The sequence below is a fragment of the Polaribacter butkevichii genome (assembly GCF_038024105.1).
Classification (GTDB): Bacteria; Bacteroidota; Bacteroidia; order Flavobacteriales; family Flavobacteriaceae; genus Polaribacter; species Polaribacter butkevichii.
This window is the reverse complement of record NZ_CP150661.1, coordinates 2339775-2362628: the sequence shown is the minus strand read 5'-3', so window position 1 is coordinate 2362628 and position 22854 is coordinate 2339775. Positions and strand designations below refer to the sequence as shown.

General features: G+C 31.8%; 20 protein-coding genes. 13 read left to right on the top strand and 7 right to left on the bottom strand.

Going from position 1 to position 22854, the window contains the following annotated elements; genetic code table 11:
- Positions 1–90 precede the first annotated feature (90 nt).
- Positions 91–459, bottom strand: a complete 369-nt coding sequence (locus tag WG951_RS10025) for an SPOR domain-containing protein (RefSeq protein ID WP_105049934.1) — start codon at positions 457–459, stop codon at positions 91–93.
- A gap of 192 nt (positions 460–651) precedes the next feature.
- On the opposite strand from WG951_RS10025, the gene WG951_RS10020 reads away from it, so the two are divergent.
- The 8 genes from WG951_RS10020 to WG951_RS09985 all read left to right on the top strand — a co-directional run bounded on the left by WG951_RS10020 (position 652) and on the right by WG951_RS09985 (position 12061).
- Positions 652–1956, top strand: coding sequence for a c-type cytochrome (locus WG951_RS10020; RefSeq protein WP_105049935.1), 1305 nt, complete (start codon positions 652–654; stop codon positions 1954–1956).
- A gap of 83 nt (positions 1957–2039) precedes the next feature.
- Positions 2040–5099, top strand: coding sequence for a TAT-variant-translocated molybdopterin oxidoreductase (locus WG951_RS10015; protein ID WP_105049936.1), 3060 nt, complete (start codon positions 2040–2042; stop codon positions 5097–5099).
- A 73-nt stretch (positions 5100–5172) separates the two neighbouring features.
- Positions 5173–6627 (top strand): NrfD/PsrC family molybdoenzyme membrane anchor subunit, encoded by a 1455-nt coding sequence (gene nrfD / locus WG951_RS10010; protein ID WP_105049937.1) that lies wholly within the window; start codon positions 5173–5175, stop codon positions 6625–6627.
- A 2-nt stretch (positions 6628–6629) separates the two neighbouring features.
- On the top strand, positions 6630–7157 hold the full coding sequence (locus WG951_RS10005) for a DUF3341 domain-containing protein (protein WP_105049938.1): 528 nt from the start codon (positions 6630–6632) through the stop codon (positions 7155–7157).
- A gap of 10 nt (positions 7158–7167) precedes the next feature.
- Complete coding sequence (locus tag WG951_RS10000; RefSeq protein WP_211296745.1) at positions 7168–7710, top strand: c-type cytochrome; 543 nt, start codon at positions 7168–7170, stop codon at positions 7708–7710.
- A 27-nt stretch (positions 7711–7737) separates the two neighbouring features.
- Complete coding sequence (locus WG951_RS09995) at positions 7738–9201, top strand: quinol:cytochrome C oxidoreductase (RefSeq protein WP_105049940.1); 1464 nt, start codon at positions 7738–7740, stop codon at positions 9199–9201.
- Between the two features lie 38 nt (positions 9202–9239).
- Positions 9240–10247 carry a cytochrome c oxidase subunit II gene (locus tag WG951_RS09990; protein ID WP_105049941.1) on the top strand — a complete coding sequence of 336 codons (1008 nt, stop codon included), beginning with the start codon at positions 9240–9242 and terminating at the stop codon, positions 10245–10247.
- A 32-nt stretch (positions 10248–10279) separates the two neighbouring features.
- Positions 10280–12061: a cytochrome c oxidase subunit I gene (locus WG951_RS09985; RefSeq protein ID WP_105049942.1), complete on the top strand. Its 1782-nt coding sequence runs from the start codon at positions 10280–10282 to the stop codon at positions 12059–12061.
- Between the two features lie 328 nt (positions 12062–12389).
- Here WG951_RS09985 and WG951_RS09980 read toward each other — a convergent pair whose 3' ends face one another.
- From WG951_RS09980 to pflB, 6 genes are all read right to left on the bottom strand, one after another.
- Positions 12390–13055 carry a LysE family translocator gene (locus tag WG951_RS09980; protein ID WP_105049943.1) on the bottom strand — a complete coding sequence of 222 codons (666 nt, stop codon included), beginning with the start codon at positions 13053–13055 and terminating at the stop codon, positions 12390–12392.
- 94 nt (positions 13056–13149) lie between these two features.
- The gene (locus WG951_RS09975) at positions 13150–14196 is read right to left on the bottom strand and encodes a ferredoxin--NADP reductase (RefSeq protein ID WP_105049944.1); all 1047 of its coding nucleotides are present in this window, start codon (positions 14194–14196) and stop codon (positions 13150–13152) included.
- Positions 14197–14206: 10 nt separating this feature from the next.
- Positions 14207–15196: an aspartate-semialdehyde dehydrogenase gene (locus WG951_RS09970; RefSeq protein ID WP_105049945.1), complete on the bottom strand. Its 990-nt coding sequence runs from the start codon at positions 15194–15196 to the stop codon at positions 14207–14209.
- A gap of 164 nt (positions 15197–15360) precedes the next feature.
- Positions 15361–16155 (bottom strand): formate/nitrite transporter family protein, encoded by a 795-nt coding sequence (locus WG951_RS09965; protein ID WP_105049946.1) that lies wholly within the window; start codon positions 16153–16155, stop codon positions 15361–15363.
- Positions 16156–16188: 33 nt separating this feature from the next.
- Positions 16189–16911, bottom strand: a complete 723-nt coding sequence (gene pflA / locus WG951_RS09960; protein WP_245893540.1) for a pyruvate formate-lyase-activating protein — start codon at positions 16909–16911, stop codon at positions 16189–16191.
- Between the two features lie 111 nt (positions 16912–17022).
- Positions 17023–19278, bottom strand: a complete 2256-nt coding sequence (pflB, locus tag WG951_RS09955; protein WP_105049947.1) for a formate C-acetyltransferase — start codon at positions 19276–19278, stop codon at positions 17023–17025.
- Positions 19279–19502: 224 nt separating this feature from the next.
- Between pflB and WG951_RS09950 the strand changes: the two genes are divergently transcribed.
- The 5 genes from WG951_RS09950 to WG951_RS09930 are packed head-to-tail and all read left to right on the top strand — an operon-like array spanning position 19503 to position 22619.
- Positions 19503–20534: a rhodanese-related sulfurtransferase gene (locus WG951_RS09950; protein ID WP_105049948.1), complete on the top strand. Its 1032-nt coding sequence runs from the start codon at positions 19503–19505 to the stop codon at positions 20532–20534.
- A 46-nt stretch (positions 20535–20580) separates the two neighbouring features.
- Positions 20581–20829, top strand: coding sequence for a type II toxin-antitoxin system Phd/YefM family antitoxin (locus WG951_RS09945; RefSeq protein ID WP_105049949.1), 249 nt, complete (start codon positions 20581–20583; stop codon positions 20827–20829).
- Positions 20830–21090, top strand: a complete 261-nt coding sequence (locus WG951_RS09940; RefSeq protein WP_105049950.1) for a Txe/YoeB family addiction module toxin — start codon at positions 20830–20832, stop codon at positions 21088–21090. It abuts the gene before it with no gap.
- Between the two features lie 51 nt (positions 21091–21141).
- Positions 21142–22389, top strand: coding sequence for a peptidase U32 family protein (locus WG951_RS09935; RefSeq protein WP_105049951.1), 1248 nt, complete (start codon positions 21142–21144; stop codon positions 22387–22389).
- Positions 22389–22619: a ferredoxin gene (locus WG951_RS09930; protein ID WP_105049952.1), complete on the top strand. Its 231-nt coding sequence runs from the start codon at positions 22389–22391 to the stop codon at positions 22617–22619. The genes WG951_RS09935 and WG951_RS09930 overlap by 1 nt, the downstream gene beginning before the upstream one ends.
- Positions 22620–22854: the final 235 nt, after the last annotated feature.

Genomic DNA, 22854 nt, shown 5'->3' with positions numbered 1-22854 from the left:
AAATAAAAAAAAAGCTTCAAATTCTTGTCTGTCAATTTTGATAGAAAAGAATTTGAAGCTTTTTTATTGCTTCTAAATAGTTTAAAAGAATTATTTACCCATTGGTATCACTATAATACCAGAGAATTTTTTCTGAAACTTTATTAAATCTTTATCGGCTTCTAATTTTGTTTTATAATTACCTACTTGTACCTTCCATTCAGGCGCATTGTAAACTAATTTTGAGAAAATCCCAGGAAATTCTACTTTAAAACGAGCCATAAATTTTCTTGCTGTTTGTTCATTTCCATTGTAAAGTTGAATTCTATAACCAAATCCGTAAGTACTATTAAAGCTTCTTTTTTTAGAAATAATTCTTTTAACTTCTGCAGATTCATTTGTTTTATTTTGTGAAAAAGAACTGTAACTAGTTGTTAATAAAACAATCAAAAATGAAAGTGCTGTTAATTTAATATTCATGCTATTTAATTTTGTACAAAAATAACGACTAGTTTAGAAATAAATTAGCTTAGCTCCTTATTTAGATTAATTATAAATTAAGTTTAACATTCTTTTAGCTTTTCAGATTTTAGGAAGAAGTAGTACTTTTGTCAAACGGAAAAAAATGACATTTATCATTTTATATTAGATATTTTTAAACAAAGTTTAAATATGAAAAGTGTAGAATTGCACAATAGACTAACCACATTACTTCTAAAGAGTTTTACTTTTCTTCTAATTTTTGCATTTAGCGTATCTGCTTATTCACAAGATGTAGATGAAGCACGCCAAAAAGAAGGGAAAAAATTATTTAAATCGTTATGTGCTTCTTGTCACAAGTTAGATAAGAAACTAGTAGGACCTGCTCTAGGTGGGGTAGAGGAAAGAAGAGAGAATGATTGGTTAAAAGCATGGATTAAAAATAATGCAGAGCTTAGAGCGTCAGGAGATGCGGATGCAAATGCTATTTTTGATGAGTATAAAGGAGCTTCAATGACTGCTTTTCCTCAATTATCAGATAAAAATATAGATGATCTTTTATATTATACAACTGTTGGTGAGCTTAAGAAAAAAGAAGCTGTAGCGGCTGTTGGTGCTACAACTGCTCCTACTGCGGCTGCTCCGGGTTGGTTAATATATATATTAGCAGGTGCTATTATTGTTGCCTTTTTAATGATTGCTAGTTTATTAAAACAAGTAAGTGAGTTAAAAGGAAATACTGCGCCAGGTCAAGACTCTAATCTTAAAAGAGATTTACATGAGCTTTGGGCAGGTTTAAAGCAAAATACATTCTTAAAAGTTTTAACAACTATCTTTTTATTGTTGGTAGGTGCTTATTTGTTTTTCGGAACCTTATTTAAGGTAGGTGTAGATGAAGGGTATCAGCCAATTCAACCAATTGCATTTTCTCATAAGATACATGCAGGAGATAATAAGATCGATTGTCAATACTGTCACTCATCAGCAAAACATAGTAAAACATCTGGTATACCATCTGTTAATGTTTGTATGAATTGTCATAAAAACATCTCTGAAGTTGCAGACGATACTGTTGTAGAATTAGAAGACGGAGTAGTTCTTGGAAAGCAAGAGTTAGATCTTGAGATTGCTAAAGTTTACAAAGCAGCAGGTTGGGATGCAGATAACTTAGAGTATACAGGTAGTACATCACCTATTAAATGGGTAAGAGTTCATAATTTACCAGATTTTGTATACTATAACCATTCTCAGCACGTAACGGTTGCAGGGGTTGCTTGTCAGAAATGTCATGGTCCTGTAGAGGAAATGGATGAATTGTATCAATATTCTCCATTAACAATGGGTTGGTGTATCGATTGTCATAAAGAGACTAAAGTGAATTTAAAAGGTAATGATTATTACAAAAAGATTCATGAAGATTTGGCAAAGAAATACAATGTAGATCAAGTTACCATTTCACAATTAGGTGGTAAAGAGTGTGGTAAATGTCACTACTAATAAAAAAGAATTAAAAATTAAAAGATTAAAAAACGGAATGTTTTTCAGTTTTGAATCTTTCAATCATTAAATAAAAAGTATAAATGGCTTCAGACAAAAAATACTGGCAAAGTGTTGAGGAACTTAAAGGTAGTTCTATTGTTGAAACGTTAAGTAAAAACGAATTTGTAGAAGAAATTCCTACAGATGAGTTTTTAGGTGATAAAGAAACATTAGAGAATTCTTCTACTTCACGTAGAGACTTTTTAAAATATGTAGGTTTTACTACAGCTGCTGCATCACTAGCTGCTTGTCAAGGGCCTGTTAGAAAGGCAATTCCTTATGTTGTAAAACCAGACGATATAACTCTTGGAGTTGCAGATTGGTATGCAACTTCTATGGCAGATGGATACGATTTTGCTAACGTGTTGGTTAAAACACGCGAAGGTCGTCCTATTCAAATAATGCCAAATAAAGAAGCAAACGGAACAACAAGCGCAAGAGTGCAAGCTGCCGTTTTATCTTTATATGATGAAAAATTACGTTTAAAAGAACCTACTAAAGCTGGTGAGTCAATTTCTTGGGCAGATGCAGATAAAGAAATTGGTGCTAAATTAAACGAATTAAAAGAAGCAAACAAACCTGTTGTTTTATTAACAGGTACTATGGCTAGCCCATCTACCGATAAAATTATTTCAGAATTTATTGTTGCAAACCCAAATGTAAAACATGTTGTTTATGATGCGGTTTCAGAATCTGGAGCAGCAGATGCTTTTATGGCAATGTACGGTAGACGTGCATTACCAAATTATCATTTACAAAAAGCAAAAACAATTGTTTCTTTTGGTGCAGATTTTCTTGGAGATTTTCATGGAGGTTTAGAAAAACAATATATAGCTGGTAGAAAGCCTGCAAAAGGATACATGTCTTACCATGTACAGATAGAAAGTAACATGTCTTTAACAGGTGCTAATTCTGATAAAAGAGTGGTTGTAAAACCTTCTGATCAAGTATTTGCATTGTTAAATTTATATAACGCTATTACAGGGGCTAACGTTCCTTCTAAAGCAACTTCTATTGATGCAACTATTAAGAAATTAGCTTCAGATTTAAAGAAAGCTGGTTCTAAAGCAGTCGTATTAACAGGATTGAATGATAAAAATGCACAACTAATTGCTTTGGCAATTAACAAAGCATTAAATAGTGAAATTATTGATGTTAACAACACATTAAACATCCGTCAAGGAAATGATGCTGAAGTTGCTCAATTAGTTTCTGATATGAAAGCGGGTAAAGTTGCAGGATTAATTTCTTACAATGTAGATCCTGTTTATTCATTATCAAGTTCATCAGATTTCTCTGAAGGATTAAAAAAATTAGAATTATCAGTAGCATTATCAACAGAAAATAATGATACAGTAAACGCTTCTAATTATGCATTGCCAGCTCCACACTTTTTAGAGTCTTGGGGAGATACTCAGTTTGATGAAGTAACTTATGGTTTAATGCAACCAACAATTCAACCATTATTTAATACGCGTCAAGTTCAAGATACGTTATTAAAATGGTCTGGAAATGCAACTAAATATTACGATTATTTAAAATCTTTTGCTACTTCTACTATTTTAGTTGGTGGTTCTTGGAACAAAGCTTTACATAATGGTTTCTTTACAAAAGAAGTTGTTATTTCTGAGCCAGTTTTAACAGAGGTAGAGGTGTCTATTTCTGATGCAGCTGCAAAACTTTCTAGTGCTGCTAAAAAAGCATCAGGTTTTGAATTAAATTTATATACCAAAACAGGTTTAGGAGATGGTAAGCAAGCAAATAACCCTTGGTTACAAGAATTCCCTGATCCTATTACAAGAGCTTCTTGGGATAATTACTTAATGATGTCTATGGCTGATGCCAGAGAGTTAGGTTTTTCTAATCCTGTAAAAGATAATGGTGCTATAAATGGTGATTATGCCAAAGTATCTGTAAACGGTGTTTCAGTTGTTGTTCCGGTAATGGTGCAACCTGGTCAAGCAAAAGGTTCTATCGGTTTAGCTTTAGGATACGGAAAAAAGTTTGGTTTAAAAGAAGAAATGCAAGTTGGTGTTAATGCATATCCATTATACGCTAACGGAAATAATATTCAATACGGAGTTACTATAGAAAAAGTATCTGGAACTCATAAGTTTGCTTGTACACAAGTACAAAAAACAATTGCTGGTCGTCATGATATTTTAAAGGTAGCTTCTTTAAAAGAGTACAATAGTAGTGCAGATCCAAAACATACTTGGAACAAACCTGCTTTTGTGTCTTATGATCATAAAGAAGTTGAAGCTAAAACCATAGATTTATGGGACGAGCACAACAGAGAAGTTGGTCATCACTTTAATTTATCAATAGATTTAACATCTTGTACCGGTTGTGGTGCCTGTGTTGTTGCCTGTCATGCAGAAAACAACGTACCTGTTGTAGGTAAAAGAGAAGTTAGAGTTGGTAGAGATATGCACTGGTTGCGTATTGATAGATATTACTCTTCTGAAGTAGAAACTAGAGAAGAAGCAAAAGAATTAGGATTAAGTAGAGGAGATACTTATTTAGCTTTAGAAACTGAAGCAGAAAATCCTGAAGTTACTTTTCAACCAATGATGTGTCAGCACTGTAATCATGCTCCTTGTGAGACTGTTTGTCCTGTTGCTGCAACTTCACACGGTCGTCAAGGTCAAAATCAAATGGCATACAACAGATGTGTAGGTACAAGATATTGTGCAAACAACTGTCCATATAGAGTTCGTCGTTTCAACTGGTTCCAATACTCAAATAATAATGAGTTCGATTTCAATATGAACAATGACTATGGTAAAATGGTTTTAAACCCAGACGTTGTAGTTCGTTCTAGAGGAGTTATGGAGAAATGTTCTATGTGTATTCAAATGACACAAGCAACAATTCTAAAAGCTAAAAAAGAAGGAAGAGCTATTAATACAGATGAGTTTGAAACAGCTTGTTCATCTGCATGTACTACTGGAGCAATGGTTTTTGGTGATGTAAATAATAAAGAAGATGAAGTTGCAGCATTAGCAGCAGATAAGAGATCTTATCATGTCTTAGATTACTTACAAACAAAACCGAATGTAGTATATCAAGTTAAAATTAAAAATACAAACGAAGCGTAAAGATATTTAAAGTGATAAAGTTTTTATCACTTTGAACCTTTGAAATTAAAAATAAAAACTAAGTAATTAAAATATGTCTCATTACGAAGCACCCATAAGGGAACCTTTAGTATTAGGTGATAAAAGTTATCACGATATTACAGAAGACATTGCAAAGCCTATTGAAGGAGCTGCAAATAAAAACTGGTACATAGCATTTTATATTTCTTTGGCAGCGATGCTTTGGGGATTTGGATGTATTTTTTACACCGTAGGAACTGGTATTGGAGTTTGGGGTTTAAACAAGAACATTGGATGGGCTTGGGATATCACAAACTTTGTATGGTGGGTAGGTATTGGTCACGCAGGGACTTTAATTTCTGCTGTACTATTATTATTCCGTCAAAAATGGAGAATGGCCATTAACCGTTCTGCAGAAGCAATGACAATATTTGCCGTTTTTCAGGCAGGATTGTTCCCTATTATTCACATGGGTAGACCATGGAACGGATACTGGGTATTGCCAATGCCTAATCAATTCGGATCATTATGGGTAAACTTTAACTCACCATTATTATGGGATGTTTTTGCAATCTCTACTTATTTATCGGTATCATTAGTTTTCTGGTGGACAGGTTTATTACCAGATTTTGCAATGATTAGAGATAGAGCTGTGAAACCTTTTCAAAAGAAAATATATGCTTTATTATCTTTTGGTTGGTCTGGTAGAACTAAAGATTGGCAACGTTTTGAAGAAGTATCTTTGGTACTTGCAGGTTTAGCAACACCATTAGTACTTTCTGTACACACAATTGTATCTATGGATTTTGCTACATCAATTAACCCTGGTTGGCACTCAACAATTTTCCCTCCTTATTTCGTAGCAGGAGCAATTTTTTCTGGATTTGCAATGGTACAAACGTTATTAGGGATTATGAGAAAGGTTACCAACTTAGAAGATTATATTACACGTATGCACATTGAGTATATGAATATTGTAATTATCTTAACGGGTGGTATTGTAGCTGTAGCGTATGCAACAGAATTCTTTATTGCTTGGTATACAGGTTCACCGTATGAAAACTATACCTACTTATCTGTAGGTGCTGCAACAGGTCCTTATGCTTGGGCATTTTGGTCATTGTTGATATTCAATATCTTTACACCTCAGTTACTATGGATTAAGAAGTTTAGAAGAAGTTTTATAATTACTTTTATTATATCTATCGCAATTAACATTGGTATGTGGTTTGAGCGTTTCGATATTATTGCCATTGTATTAAGTAAAGGTCATTTACCATCTACATGGTGGCGTTTTGAACCTACGTTTGTAGATGTTGGTATTTTTGTTGGAACAATTGGATTTTTCTTTGTATTATTCTTATTATATGCAAGAACATTCCCAGTAATCGCACAAGCCGAAGTAAAAACTATTTTAAAATCTTCTGGAGAATTTTACAAGAAGAGAAGAGAACAAGGTATACCTACAAAACCAGCTATTAATGTAGCAAATGTAGCAGGTACATCTGATAAATCTAATAAAGAATAATTATGGAATCATCAAAAGTTATTCACGCATTTTATAACGATGACGAAGTTCTAATGGACGCAGTGAAAGCTGTCAAAGCAGAACATCTTCATATAGAGGAAGTATTTTGTCCTTTTCCAGTACATGGTTTAGACAAAGCAATGGGGTTAGCTCCTACAAGATTGGCAATTACTGCATTTTTCTACGGAATTACAGGATTATCATTTGCCATCTGGATGACTAATTACATGATGATACAAGATTGGCCACAAGATATTGGTGGTAAACCTAACTTTTCTTGGTGGACCAATATGCCAGCATTTGTGCCAATTATGTTTGAATTAACAGTGTTTTTTGCAGCCCACTTAATGGTAATTACTTTTTATATGAGAAGTAGAATATGGCCATTTAAAGAAGCTGAAAATCCTGACCCAAGAACTACAGATGATCATTTTTTAATGGAAATACCTGTAAATAATAATGAAGCTGAAATTACTGCTTTATTGGCAAAAACAGGAGCTGTAGAAATTAATGTAGTAGACAAGCACTAATATATAGATAATGAAGAACTTTAAATTAATTATCGCTCTAGTTACCCTTACAAGTATTATTTCTTGTAATGATAAACGTACGCCTCAATTACAATATATGCCAGATATGTATGTGTCTGTACCTTATGATGTAAATGGTGCGAATGGTATTAATGGAGAACCTGTAAATTCTAAACCTGTTGCAGGTACGATTCCTAGAGGAGGACACCCTGCTTATGATCTTCCAGATACAAATGAAGGTTATGAATTGGCTAAAACTACATTAACAAATCCGTTAGAAGCAACTGAAGAGAATTTGGCAAACGGTAAAGCGATGTACGATATTTACTGTATTTCTTGTCACGGTAAAAAAGGTGATGGAAATGGAGTTTTATCTCAAAGAGAAAAATTTTCTGGTATTCCTAACTATAAAGATAGAGATATTAACGCAGGTAGTATTTATCATGTAATTATGCACGGTAAAAACTTAATGGGTTCTCACGCATCTCAAACAACGTATACAGAACGTTGGCAGATAGTACAATACGTAGAAAAATTACGTTCAGAATTATAATTACAATAAGAAAGAATACGAAAAGATATGTATCAATTCTCAGGTAAATTAAAAACATTCTCATTAGCACTAATACTTGTTGGTTTAGTGGGAATTGCTTATAGTTTTTATTCAGCTCCTAAAACGGTTGAAGAAGCTAAAGAAATTATTGCGCATCAAGCTGCACATGGTGATAACCATGCTACTTCTCATGAAGAGACTAAAGTAGATGCACATAAAAATGAAGCTCATGTGGGTGATGAAAGTCATAACACTACCGAAGCTCATCATGATGCTGTAAAAGATGCTCATGTTGTTGCAGATGCTCATGGTGAACACCATGATGATGCACATGCAGAACACGTTTTACATCAATTAAAAAATAAGCCTTGGTCTGCTTTATATGTATCGTTATTCTTCTTTTTAGGAATTACTTTATTAGTATTGGCATTTTATGCAATTCAAAGAGTTGCTCAAGCAGGTTGGTCTATTCTTCTTTTTAGAGTAATGGAAGCTATAACAGCTAATATAGTGCCAACATCTATTGTAATGTTAATTGTTGTAATTTCTGCTGTAATGCATTGGAACCACATGTTCCCTTGGATGGCAGAAGGTACTTTTGATCCAACAAGCCCAAATTACGATTCTATTATTGATGGTAAATCTTGGTGGATGAATGTTCCTGGTTGGGCTATTAGAAGTATTATCTATTTAGCTATATGGAATGCTTACAGATGGTTTATTCGTAAAAACTCTATAAAAGAAGATACTGCAAATGATAATAATAAAACTTATAAATTAAGTTATAACGTTTCTGTTGGTTTTATTTTCTTATTTATGATTTCAGAGTCTTTAATGTCTTGGGATTGGATTATGGGACTAGATCCTCACTGGTTCTCTACATTATTTGCTTGGTATGTTTTAGCAAGTTTATTAGTAAGTGCTTTAACGGTAATTGCTTTTGTAACTATTTATTTACGTTCTAAAGGTGCTTTACCAGCGGTAAACGATAGTCATATTCACGATTTAGCAAAATATATGTTTGGTTTCTCTGTATTCTGGACTTACTTATGGTTTGCTCAATTTATGTTAATTTGGTATGCAGATATTCCAGAAGAAACTACTTATTTTGCAATGAGATTTAATGAGTATAATTTACCATTTTTAGCAATGGTTGTTATGAACTTTGTTTTCCCTGTATTGTTATTATTAAATAGTGATTTTAAAAGTGTTCCTTGGTTTGTATTCATAGGTGGTATTGTTATCCTTGCTGGTCACTACATAGATATCTTTGTAATGGTTATGCCAGGTACAGTAGGTGCTCAATGGTCATTTGGTATACCAGAAATTAGCTCATTATTGTTCTTTTTAGGAGTCTTTATTTATGCTACATTTAATTCATTTGCAAAAGCAAACCCTATACCAAAAGGAAATCCTTTCTTAGGTGAAAGTGAACATTATCACTATTACAATATTGAACACAGAGGTGAAAGTTCAGGAGATCATCATTAATAAATAATTTAAATTAAAATAATTAAGACGAGATAAATATGCTAGCTCTATTTTATATTTTTATAGCTGTTGCAATCGGTGTAAGTTTTTGGCAGATTACCAGAATCATGAACTTAAGAAGCGTAATTGCTACTGATAAAGACAACGCTACCCAAGGTAGAAATGCCATTTACTTTATGGTGTTTTTATATGCAATGATGATTTATTGCTTAATCTTCATGAATGTTGTAATGTTACCAGAATCTGCTTCTTTTGAAGGAGAGCATGATGATAACCTTTTTGATATTACATTTTGGTTGATCGGTATTGTACAATTTTTAATGCAATTTATACTTTTCTATTTTACTTTTAAATATAAAGGTGAAAAAGGAAGAAAAGCAAAATTTTATTCGGATAGTCATAAATTAGAAGCAATTTGGACAATTACTCCTGCTGTTGTATTGGTAGTTTTAATTGGTTACGGATTATGGCAATGGAATAACGTTATGGATTTGTCTGATTTAGAAGATCCTGTTGTTATAGAAGTTTATGCACAACAGTTTAGATGGGATGCTCGTTACGCAGGTGAAGACAATACATTAGGCTTAGGTAATGTAAACTACATTAAAGGTATTAACACTTTAGGTGTTGATATGACTGATAAGAACTCATTAGACGACAAACAAGTTACTGAATTGTATTTACCTAAAGGTAGAAAAGTACATTTTAAGTTCCGTTCTCAAGACGTTTTACACTCAGCTTACATGCCTCACTTTAGAGCGCAAATGAACTGTGTACCTGGTATGGTTACTCAGTTTGGGTTTACACCAAAGTATACAACAGAAGAAATGAGACAACAACCTGAAGTAATTGAAAAAACAGCAGGCATCAATAAAATTAGAAAAGCAAAAGGAGAAGATCCTTATGTTTTTGATTACATTTTATTGTGTAATAAAATTTGTGGAGCATCTCATTACAACATGCAAATGAAAATTACTGTTGTAGAACAAAAAGAATACGATGAGTGGATTGCTAAGCAACCTACATTAGCATCAGTTATTAATTAATTATTAAAATTACACTACAAATTAATAAGATTATGTCAGAACATCATCATAAAGAAACATTTGTAACAAAATATATTTTTACTCAAGATCATAAAATGATTTCTAAGCAGTTCCTTGTAACTGGTATGTTTATGGGAATCATTGGTGTACTAATGTCTATGTTATTTCGTATACAAATTGCATGGCCAGAGCAATCGTTTTCTATTGTAGAAGCGTTTTTAGGACATCACCAAACGGACGGAATTATGGACCCGGATATGTACTTAGCATTGGTAACAATACATGGTACTATTATGGTTTTCTTTGTATTAACTGCTGGTTTAAGTGGTACTTTTTCAAACTTATTAATACCATTACAAATTGGAGCTAGAGATATGGCTTCTGGTTTTTTAAATATGGTTTCATACTGGTTATTCTTTTTATCAAGTGTAATTATGGTATTTTCTTTATTTATTGAAGCAGGACCTGCATCAGCAGGATGGACAATTTATCCACCATTAAGTGCTTTACCGCAAGCAATTCCTGGTTCTGGTATGGGTATGACTTTATGGTTAGTATCTATTGCTATCTTTATTGCTTCTTCTTTAATCGGATCTTTAAACTATATTGTTACTGTATTCAACTTAAGAACAAAAGGAATGAAAATGACTAGAATGCCTTTAACAATTTGGGCGTTCTTTATTACAGCTGTTATTGGTGTAGTTTCTTTCCCTGTTTTATTATCTGCAGCATTATTATTAATTTTCGATAGAAGTTTTGGAACTTCATTCTATTTGTCTGATATCTTTATATCTGGAGAAGTTTTACATTATCAAGGTGGATCACCAGTACTTTTCGAACATTTATTTTGGTTCTTAGGACACCCAGAGGTATACATTGTAATTTTACCTGCAATGGGTATTGTTTCAGAAATTTTAGCAATTAACTCTCGTAAACCAATTTTTGGTTATCGTGCAATGATTGGTTCTATTATAGCAATTGCATTTTTATCTACAATTGTTTGGGGACACCATATGTTTATTTCAGGAATGAATCCTTTCTTAGGTTCTGTATTTACATTTACCACGTTATTAATTGCAATTCCATCTGCAGTAAAATCTTTTAACTGGATTACTACTTTATGGAAAGGGAATTTACAATTAAACCCTGCAATGTTATTTTCTATCGGTTTGGTTTCTACCTTTATTACTGGTGGTTTAACCGGTATTGTCTTAGGAGATTCTGCTTTAGATATTAATGTTCACGATACGTATTTTGTTATTGCGCATTTCCACTTAGTAATGGGTGTTTCTGCTATCTTTGGGATGTTTGCTGGTGTGTACCACTGGTTTCCTAAAATGTATGGTAGAATGATGAATAAAACATTAGGTTACTGGCACTTTTGGTTAAGTATTATATGTGCTTATGGAGTATTCTGGCCAATGCACTTTATTGGTTTAGCAGGTTTACCAAGAAGATATTATACAAATACGAATTTCCCTATGTTTGATGATTTATCTGACATTAACGTTGTTATTACATTGTTTGCATTAGTGGGAGGTATTGCTCAATTATTCTTTATTGCTAACTTTTTTATCTCAATTTATAGAGGTCAAAAAGCAACTCAAAACCCTTGGAATGCTAATACTTTAGAATGGACTACCCCTGTAGAACATGTACATGGTAACTGGCCAGGTAAATTACCAGTAGTTCATAGATGGGCTTATGACTACAGTAAACGTGTAGACGCGCAAGATGATGATAGTGATTATTTACATGGACAAGATTTTGTTTTACAAACAACGCCTTTATTAGACGGAGAAGAGGAATCTTAGACAATTAATACTACTTTAATCATTTATTATAAGTGATTTAAATATAAAAACCCAGTGAATTTATTTCACTGGGTTTTATTTTTTTATAATAGGTATGATTATTACATAAATTTTAATGATATTCATTAATAATTTTACCTGTGATGTGTCTTTGTTTATGCTATTGTTGTTTGTTTACTGCCTTTTAAGTAATTCTTTTTCATGCTTTATAGTTCTATGATACTTTTATTTTTGGATGTTTTCTTACGCTTATTTCAAGTTTATTGGTTTGTTTAAAGGTAGTTTACTAATATTAAAAATGATTCCTTATGAAGTAAAATAGAATGACTTAGTTTATAAGTTCATTTATTTTATCATTAGGAATAAACCCTTTTAGAATTAAAAAAATACCACACACAAAAAGTATAATTCCCATTATTCTTTTCATCCTATAAATAACCAACGGTGTCATTTTGTTTTTTAGTTGTTTTGCTAATAATATTTTACCTAAATCTGTAAAAGCATATCCTAATATGATGGTTGCAAAGTACCAAAAGATACTGGTAGGGTTCATGTCTAAAGTTGGTCCAATAACTAAAACGGTACCTAGCCAAAATGCTAAAACACCAATATTGATAAAATTTAAAAAGTATCCTTTAAAAAATAGTTTTATATAATTACTTTTAACGGGTACCTCTATCGTTTTTGTATGTTCTAAAGCTTCTTTTTTGTTCTGCCTGTCAAAGTAGGTGATAAGGCCGTAAACGATTAAAACCAATCCGCCTACAAAATAAAGTCTAGGATCATCTTTAATTTCTTCTAACAAAGATCTACTTCCGTAATAAGCGATTAATATAAATGTAATATCACCTAAAATTACCCCAATATCAAATGAAATAGCTGCTCTAGCACCTTTTAAAATACTAATTTGTATAAGCATAAAAAAAACGGGGCCAATCATAAAAGCCATGAAAAAGCCTATTAAGAAAGCATTTTTAAAGTCGTAAATATCCATTGTATAAAATTAAGATTTTTATCTGAGGGATAAAAAAAAGGATGGAGAAACCATCCTTTTTAAGTAAAATATATTGTAAATTTTGATGTAATGATTAAACATCATCAAAATCTATTTTTATTTTTGATGTTGTTGGGTATGCCTGACAAGCTAAAACCAATCCTTCTTCTATTTCGCTGTCCGTTAAAATAGAGTTTTTAACCATTACAGCTTTTCCTTCTGTAACTTTACACATACAAGAACTACAAACACCCCCTTGGCAAGAATATGGGGCGTCTAGGTCGTTACGCAAACTAGCAGCTAAAATGTTATCTGTTTGTTGCATTGTAAAGGTAGTTTCTTCATCATCTAACAATACAGTAATTTCTGTAGTTCCTTCTTTTATTTCAGAAGCAGCTTCTTCATCAAAAGATATGGTAAATAATTCAAAATGAATGTTTTCATCAGCAAAACCACGTTCAGAAAGTGTTTTAGAAACTTCATTAATCATCGTTTCTGGTCCGCATAAATATGCTGCATCAAAATTGGTGCTTTTGTAACTATTATTTATGTAAAAGTTTGTGTGTGCTTTGTCTATTCTACCAAATAAAGAACCTTCTATTTGCTCTCTACTATAAATGTAATGTAAGTTTAAGCGTTCTGGATTCGCTTCTTTTAAAGCGTCTAATTCGTTCTTAAAAATGGTATCTGCAACTGTTTTGTTACCATAGATTAAAGTAAAAGTAGACGAAGTTTCGTTTTCTAATACGTCTTTAATCATAGACATAATTGGTGTAATACCAGAACCGGCAGCAAATGCTATGTAATTTTTATGTGGTTTAGGTTCTAATATAAATTTTCCTTCTGGTTCAGAAATTTCTATAAAATTACCAGATTTTAATTCTGATGTTGCATAGGTAGAAAAAGTACCATTTTCTACAGCTTTTATAGCTACTTTTAAGTAGTTATCTGTAGGAGAAGAACAGATAGAATAGGCTCTTCTAACTTCTTTACCGTTAATTGTTTTTTTAAGGGTTAAGTATTGCCCAGCATGAAATGCAAATTTAGATTTTAGATTACCAGGTATTTTAAACAAAAGAGAAACCGCATCTGCGGTTTCTCTTATTACTTCTTCAATATGTACTTTATGAAATGTTGACATAACATGTATTTTACACCAAATTATTCGCTATTAAATATTCGGCAATTTGTATTGTGTTTGTAGCTGCTCCTTTTCTAAGGTTATCTGCAACAATCCACAAATTTAAGGTATTTTCTTGAGATTCATCTCTTCTAATTCTACCAACAAACACTTCGTCTTTATTATGTGCATTAATTGGCATTGGATATACATTGTTTGCTAAATCATCTTCTACAATAACTCCAGGAGTTTCGCTTAAGATGTTACGTACATCTGTCAAATCAAAGTCGTTTTCAAACTGAATATTCACCGCTTCCGAATGTCCACCTGCAGTAGGAATTCTTACAGCAGTTGCAGTTACAGAAAAAGAATCGTCACGTAAAATTTTCTTAGGTTCTTTTACCAACTTCATTTCTTCTTTGGTATATCCGTTTTCTAAAAACACATCACAATGAGGTAATGCATTTCTACCAATTTTATGAGGATATGCCATTTCTCCATCTATACCTGCTTCTTCATTATCTAATTGTTGCACAGCTTTTACACCTGTACCAGAAACAGATTGATAGGTAGAAATAACTACACGTTTCATTTTATATTTTAAATGCAAAGGCGATAAAGCCATTACTAATTGTATGGTAGAACAGTTAGGGTTTGCAATAATTTTATCATCTTTAGTTAAAACGTCTCCGTTAATTTCTGGTACCACTAATTTTTTTGTTGGATCCATTCTCCAAGCAGAAGAATTATCGATAACTGTTGTACCTACTTCAGCAAATTTTGGAGCCCATTCTAAAGACGTATCTCCACCAGCAGAAAATAAAGCAACATCTGGCTTCATTTTTACAGCATCTGCTAAAGTTACAATGGTATATTCTTTTCCTTTATAAGATATTTTCTTTCCAGCAGATCTTTCAGACGCTACAGGAATTAATTCCGTTATAGGTAAATTACGTTCTTCTAAAACTTTTAACATTACAGTTCCAACCATTCCAGTTGCTCCAACTACAGCTATTTTCATCAGATATTTATTTAATGATATTATTTATACTGCAAAGATGCTAAAAAAAAACACGAACTAAATTACTTAAAATGCTCTAAATAAGCCAAAGTTTAAAATTTTAGCACAAATTTTCCTGATGTTTAAAATTAAACAATTTGATATAATTTTATATTTATAAGAGGTTAAATATTAATCTCAGTTTTATATTTTCCAAACAAGTAACCATATGGGAGCCCTACAAAGAGTGCGCCACCAACAATATTACCTAAGGTAGCCGGAATTAAATTTTTAAAGATAAAAGTAGTCCATGTTATATCTGCTCCTTCAAAAATGGCAAGTGGAATAAAAAACATATTTGCAATACTGTGTTCAAAACCAATAGCAACAAAAGCCATAACGGGTAACCAAATAGCAAACATTTTACCTGTAGTGTCTTTGGCTGCCATACCTTGCCATATAGCTAAACATACTAACCAGTTTGCGCCAATACCTTTTATAAAGGTAACTAAAAATGTATGACTTGTTTTACCTTCTGCAATACTGTAAACAGAGTCTATATAAGGAGCAGTATGTACAATGTGTGTAAGATAGGTAATGACATAGGCGATAAAAAGTGCACCAACAAAATTACCAGTATAAACTAATCCCCAATTTTTAAACATATCAGAAATAGGTTGTTTTTTTCTTATTAGGTTGGGTATAAAATAGGCATTATTTCCTGTAAAAAGTTCTGCGCCTACTACAACAACTAGTATAAGTCCGATAGGAAAAGTAGCGCCAAATAGAAACTTTACCAAACCAGGGTTGTTAGCAGCTAATCTTGGTGCTCCACCTGCTACTATTATGGCAAGTAATCCGCCAAAGGCAACATAAGCACCTGCTAAAATGGCAAGAATAAATGTTTTCTTTATTTTATATTTTCCTTTTTTTAAAGCCAGTTGGCTAACTAAATTTATAACTTGTTTGGGGTTGTTCATTCTTTGTTTTTAATGTAAGAACTTAAAGCAATTCTAATTTATTTTTACTTTTTTAAAATAGTTACTTAAAATATTTGATGCTTCTTCTAGTTCTTCTTTTGTATTTTCTCTTGCATCTTTTAATTCATACTCCCAACCTAAAGCTTCCCATTTATGGATGCCTAATTTATGATAAGGTTGAAGCTCTATTTGTTCTATAGTTTTATAATCTTTAAAATAGGTGCCTAATTGATGTAATAATTCTGGGGTATTTGTAATTCCGGGAATTAAAACATATCGTAGCCACATTTTTTTACCAGAAGCTTCTCTATGTTTTGCAAAATTAAAAGTGGTTTCTTTGTTTCTTTTACCTGTAATTTGTTGAAATCCTTCTTCGGTCATATGCTTAATATCTAGCATTACCAAATCTGCATACTCATCAATTAATTCTATGGTAGGATGATTTAATAAGCGTCCATTAGTATCTATATTGGTATGAATACCTTCTTCTTTTAATCTTTTAAAGAAAGGAATAAGATTATGTGCTTGTAATAAAGGTTCTCCTCCAGAAACAGTAACTCCACCTGTTTTACCAAAGTAAGATTTCATTTTGATGGCTCTTTGTACTAAATCTTCTATAGGATATTCTTCTCCTCCATGGGTGTCTATTGTGTCTGGATTATGACAGTAAAGGCATTTTAATTTACAACCTTGTAAAAAAACAACCATTCTTATCCCTGGGCCATCATGAGTACCAAAAGACTCAATCGAGTGCACGTTTAATATGTTTTCTAAAGTTTTGATTGTTTTGAAATTTAAGTGAATAAAAAAAAGGGGATTCAAAAAATATGGTTACTTTTTTAAATCCCCTGTAAATACATAAAAATACTACATAGATTCGTGGAATGAACGCGAAATAACTTCCATTTGTTGTTCTCTAGTTAATCTTATAAAATTAACAGCATATCCAGAAACTCTAATTGTTAATTGGGGGTGATTTTCTGGGTGTTCCATTGCATCTAATAAAGTTTCTTTGTCTAAAACATTTACATTAAGATGTTGTGCTCCATGATCAAAATATCCAGTTAATGTAGCGGCTAAATTGTCTATTCTTTCTTCTTCAGTAGCTCCCAAAGATTTAGGAACAATAGAAAATGTATTTGAAATTCCGTCTTGAGAATCTTTATAGTCTATTTTAGCTACAGAGTTTAAAGAAGCAATTGCGCCATTAGTATCTCGTCCGTGCATTGGGTTTGCACCTGGTGCAAAAGGAACACCTAAAGCTCTACCATCTGGTGTTGCACCTGTTTTTTTACCATAAACTACATTAGAGGTAATTGTTAATACAGACATTGTTGGATCTGCATCTTTATAAACTTTTAACTTTTTAAGTTCATTATTAAAATCCTCTACACCATTATGTGCAAAAATATCTACTCTGTCATCATCATTTCCATATTTAGGAAATTCTCCTTCTATTTTAAAATCTACAGTTAAACCCGCTTCATTTCTTATTGGTTTTACTTTTGCGTATTTAATAGCTGATAAAGAATCTGCTACAATAGATAAACCTGCAATACCGTAAGCAATATTAATTTGAGGATTTGTATCAATTAAAGCCATTTGAGCTTTTTCGTAGTAATATTTATCATGCATGTAATGAATAATATTCATAGCATCATTATAAACACGAGCAACTTGTTTCATTGCTATTTTAAAGTTTGCCATTACTTTGTCGAAATCTAAAAACTCATCTGTAGATGGTTCAATACCATCAACCATTTGAGTTCCTGTAATTTCACATTTCCCTCCGTTAATTGCTAATAGTAACGTTTTAGCCAAGTTTGTTCTTGCACCGAAAAACTGAATTTGTTTTCCAATTTCTTGATAAGAAACACAACAAGCAATTCCGTAATCATCAGATCCTCTTAAAGTTCTCATTAAATCATCATTTTCAAACTGAATAGATGACGTATCGATAGCTACCTTAGAACAAAATTTTCTAAAATTTTCTGGTAATAAAGGAGACCATAAAACGGTAATATTTGGCTCTGGTGATGGGCCTAAATTGTATAAAGTGTGTAAGAAACGGAAAGCTGTTTTTGTAACTTTAGATCTTCCATCGTTTAACATACCACCAATTGCTTCTGTTACCCAAGTTGGGTCTCCAGCAAAAATTTCATCATAAGCAGCCATTCTTAAGTGACGTACCATTCTCAATTTCATAACAAATTGATCGATGTATTCTTGTGCTTCTACTTCTGTAATTGTTCCGTTTTGTAAATCTCTTTCAATATAAATATCTAAAAAAGTAGAAACATTACCCAAAGACATTGCAGCTCCGTCTTGCTCTTTTACAGCAGCTAAATAAGCCATGTATGTCCATTGTACTGCTTCTTGTGCAGTTTCTGCAGGTCTATTTAATTCTAAATTGTAATGATTACCCATTACAATCATATCTTTTAATGCTTTAATTTGTTCAGAAACTTCTTCTCTTAAACGAATTACAGCATCTGTCATTGGCCCTTCAATATTAGCTAAATCGTATTTTTTAACGGCAATTAACTTATCAATTCCGTACAAAGCAACACGTCTATAATCACCAATTATTCTACCACGAGCATAATTATCTGGCAAACCAGTTAAAAAGCCTAAAGATCTAAACTTTTTAATTTCTGCGTTGTAAGCAGAAAAAACACCATCATTATGAGTTTTTACATATTTGGTAAATAATGTATTAATATCTTCACTAGGTTTTAAACCTTGTTCTTCTAATGCTTTTTGAACAACTTTGTAACCTCCAAAAGGTTTCATTGCTCTTTTTAGTAATGTATCTGTTTGTAAACCAACAATTACTTCATTTTCTTTATCGATGTAACCTGCTTCAAAGTTAGAAATCCCAGAAATAGTTTCTGTGTCTACAGAGTGAACTCCCCCGTTTTTTCTTTCAATTTGAGTTTCTTTTTTACAACGATCCCAAAGTTTTTGAGTTTTTTTACTGGCACCAACCAAAAATCGGTCATCTCCATAATAAGATACAATGTTTTTTAGAACAAAATCTCTAACGTTAATAGAGGTGTTCCATACACCTTCATTAAAGGCAACTTTTTGCGGTTTTTCTAAGATTAATTCTTGTACTGCCATATTAATTATTTTATATTTTTATGTATTTCTTAATAATATTGCAAATTTAGCTTTGATGTTAATTTTAAAACATGATAAAAGTTAGTTTTTAGTTTTACTTAAGAAAACGATGTAGTTTTTGTTGCTTGAAAATCAGCTGTCTGAAAGATTTTGTTTTTGTATAAATCAATTTTAAAAATTAACTACATTTGCAAAAATATTTAGTTTAACCTAATTCGTATAGCATGCAACTGTACAATAAGTTAAGCGCCATAGAACGCGCTGCATTAATAGATGAGGCAGGCAAAGACCGCCTCACAATTTCTTTTTATCAATATTATAAGATAGAAAACCCACAATTATTTAGAGATAAATTATTCTTAGAATGGAATGCTTTAGATGTACTTGGTAGAATTTATGTTTCTTACGAAGGCATTAACGCTCAATTATCTGTTCCGTCAGAAAACTTTTATGCATTAAAAGATCAATTAGATAGCATTTCTTTTTTAAAGGATATTCGTCTAAATGTTGCTATAGAGCACGATAATAAATCGTTTTTAAAGCTAAAAGTAAAAGTTAGAAACAAAATTGTTGCTGATGGTTTAAATGACGAAACTTTTGATGTAACTGCAAAAGGTGTTCATTTAAATGCAAAGGAGTTTAACGAAATGTTGGCAAACCCAGATACTGTTTGTGTAGATATGCGTAATCATTATGAAAGTGAAATAGGTCATTTTGATGGTGCTGTAACTCCTGATGTAGATACCTTTAGAGATTCTTTAGACATTATAGAAGAAGATTTAAAAGACAACAAAGAAGACAAAAACTTGTTGATGTATTGTACAGGTGGTATTCGTTGCGAAAAAGCATCTGCTTATTATAAACACAAAGGTTTTAAGAATGTTTTTCAATTAGAAGGCGGAATTATAGAGTACACGAGGCAAGTAAAAGAAGAAGGTATCGAAAATAAATTTATTGGTAAAAATTTTGTGTTCGATCATAGAAGAGCAGAACGTATTACAGATGATGTGGTTGCTAACTGTCATCAATGTGGTAAACCTTGCGACACACATACAAACTGTGCCAATGAGGCGTGTCATTTATTATTTATTCAATGTGATGAATGCGCAGAAAAAACAGAAAACACTTGTTCTACTGATTGCCAAGAAATAATCCATTTGCCTTTTGAGGACCAAAAAGAGTTAAGAAAAGGCAAAGGAAATAGCAATAAGATTTTTAAAAAAGGAAGATCGGAAGTTTTAAAATTTAAAAAGTAAATTTAAAACGTACTTAAATAAGTTCTTTTTTTAATATCTTTGTATTATGGAAACAGTAAATTACACAGATTTTCGTTCTAATTTAAAACATTGGTTCGATAAAGTTTTTAATGATGTAAGTGATATTGTCATTAAAAGAAAAGGAGGTAAAGATTTAGTTCTAATTTCATTAGATGAATATAATTCATTAAAAGAAACTACTTATTTACTTACAGGTAAAAATAGAGATGTTTTGTTAAATTCTATCAAAGAACTAGAAGCAGGTAAAGGAGTTGAAAAGGAAATAATAGACTAAATGAAATTAATTTGGTCTACATCTTCTTGGAATGATTATATCTATTGGCAAAAGGTAGATAAGAAAATTCTTAAAAGAATTAATGAACTTATAAAAATTTGTACTAGAACACCTTTTGAAGGTATTGGAAAACCAGAAGCTTTAAAAGGAGATTTACAAGGCTATTGGTCTAGAAGAATAACATCTGAACATAGGTTGGTTTATAAATATGAGAATGAAGAGTTGTTAATTGCTGCTTGTCGTTATCATTATGGCCAGTAAAATTTATAAAATAAAATTACATATAGTAATAAAAAAAATAAAAAATAAGACATGCAAAAAATCGAATTAATGGCGCCTGCTGGTAATTTTGAATCTATGCAGGCTGCTTTAGATAATGGTTGCGATTCTATTTATTTTGGAGTAGAGCAACTAAATATGCGTGCAAGAGCATCTATCAATTTTACTTTAGATGATTTGGAAGAGATTGCAAGAAGATGTTCAGAGAAAAATGTTAGAACGTATTTAACCTTAAATACAATTATTTATGATCATGATTTATCAATTGTAAAAACATTGATAAAACGTGCCAAAGAAGCTAATATTACAGCTGTAATTGCCATGGATCAGGCAGTGATTTCTATGGCAAGAGAACAGGAAATGGAGGTTCATATATCTACACAAATCAATATTACAAATATTGAAACTGTTAAGTTTTATGCACTTTTTGCAGATACTATTGTGTTGAGTAGAGAATTGAGTTTGCGTCAAGTAAAAAAAATTACAGAACAAATAGAAAAAGACCAAATAAAAGGGCCTTCAGGCAAATTAATTGAAATTGAAATTTTTGGTCATGGAGCTTTGTGTATGGCTGTTTCTGGTAAATGTTATATGAGTTTGCATTCTTATAATTCATCAGCAAATAGAGGTGCTTGTAAACAAAATTGCAGAAAAAAATATACTGTAATCGATCAAGAAACTGGTTTTGAAATGGAACTTGATAATGAGTATATTATGTCTCCAAAAGATTTATGTACTATCGATTTTTTAGATCAGGTTGCAGATGCAGGAATCAAAGTTTTAAAGATTGAAGGTAGGGGAAGAGCGCCAGAATATGTTGCCAAAGTAATAAAATGTTACAGAGATGCTATAGATAGTTTGGCTAACGGAACATATGATAAAGAGAAAGTAATTTCTTGGATGCAAGAATTAGAAAAAGTCTACAATCGTGGTTTTTGGAATGGCTATTATTTAGGTCAGAAATTAGGAGAGTGGAGTAAAGAATCGGGTTCTCATGCAACGCAAAAGAAAGTGTATTTGGGTAAAGGAGAACACTACTTTGATAAAGCAAAAATTGGTCAATTTAAAATTGATGCCTATGATGTTGCTATTGGAGACACTATTTTAATTACCGGTCCCACAACAGGTGCACAAGAAATGGAAGTAAAACAAATGTATGTAAATGATGCTTCTGCCCAAAAAGCAACAAAAGGAGACGAAGTTACCATGAAGTTAGATTTTAAAATTAGACGATCTGACAGGTTATATAAAATTGTAAAAACAGAATTCGCAGAAAACTAATGGTGGTAATTACATTACAAAGAAACAAATGTATTGGTTGTAATTACTGTGTAGAAGTAGCACCAAATCAGTTTCAGATGTCAAAAAAAGATGGTAAAACAGTGCTGTTACATTCCGTAGAAAAGAAAGGCTTTTTTACCATAAAATCTTTTGATGAATCTATTTTTGATTGTTCTAACGAAGCAAAAAAAGCTTGTCCTGTTAAAATTATAGAAGTAAAACAGGTTTAATAAGCACATAAATAAAATATAGAAAGACCTCATTTTTTGGGGTCTTTTTTTGTGCCTATTTTTTAATAGAAGTAAATTAAAATTATTTGTTATGCAACAAACAAATAGCTACACGAATTCTAATTTAATCGTTACAAATTCTAAAACGAATAAAAGTTACACAAACGTTCAAGCTATATTTGAAGTGTAATAAAATAAAAAATTAGTTATAATAACTTTACAGTAACCTATTTTT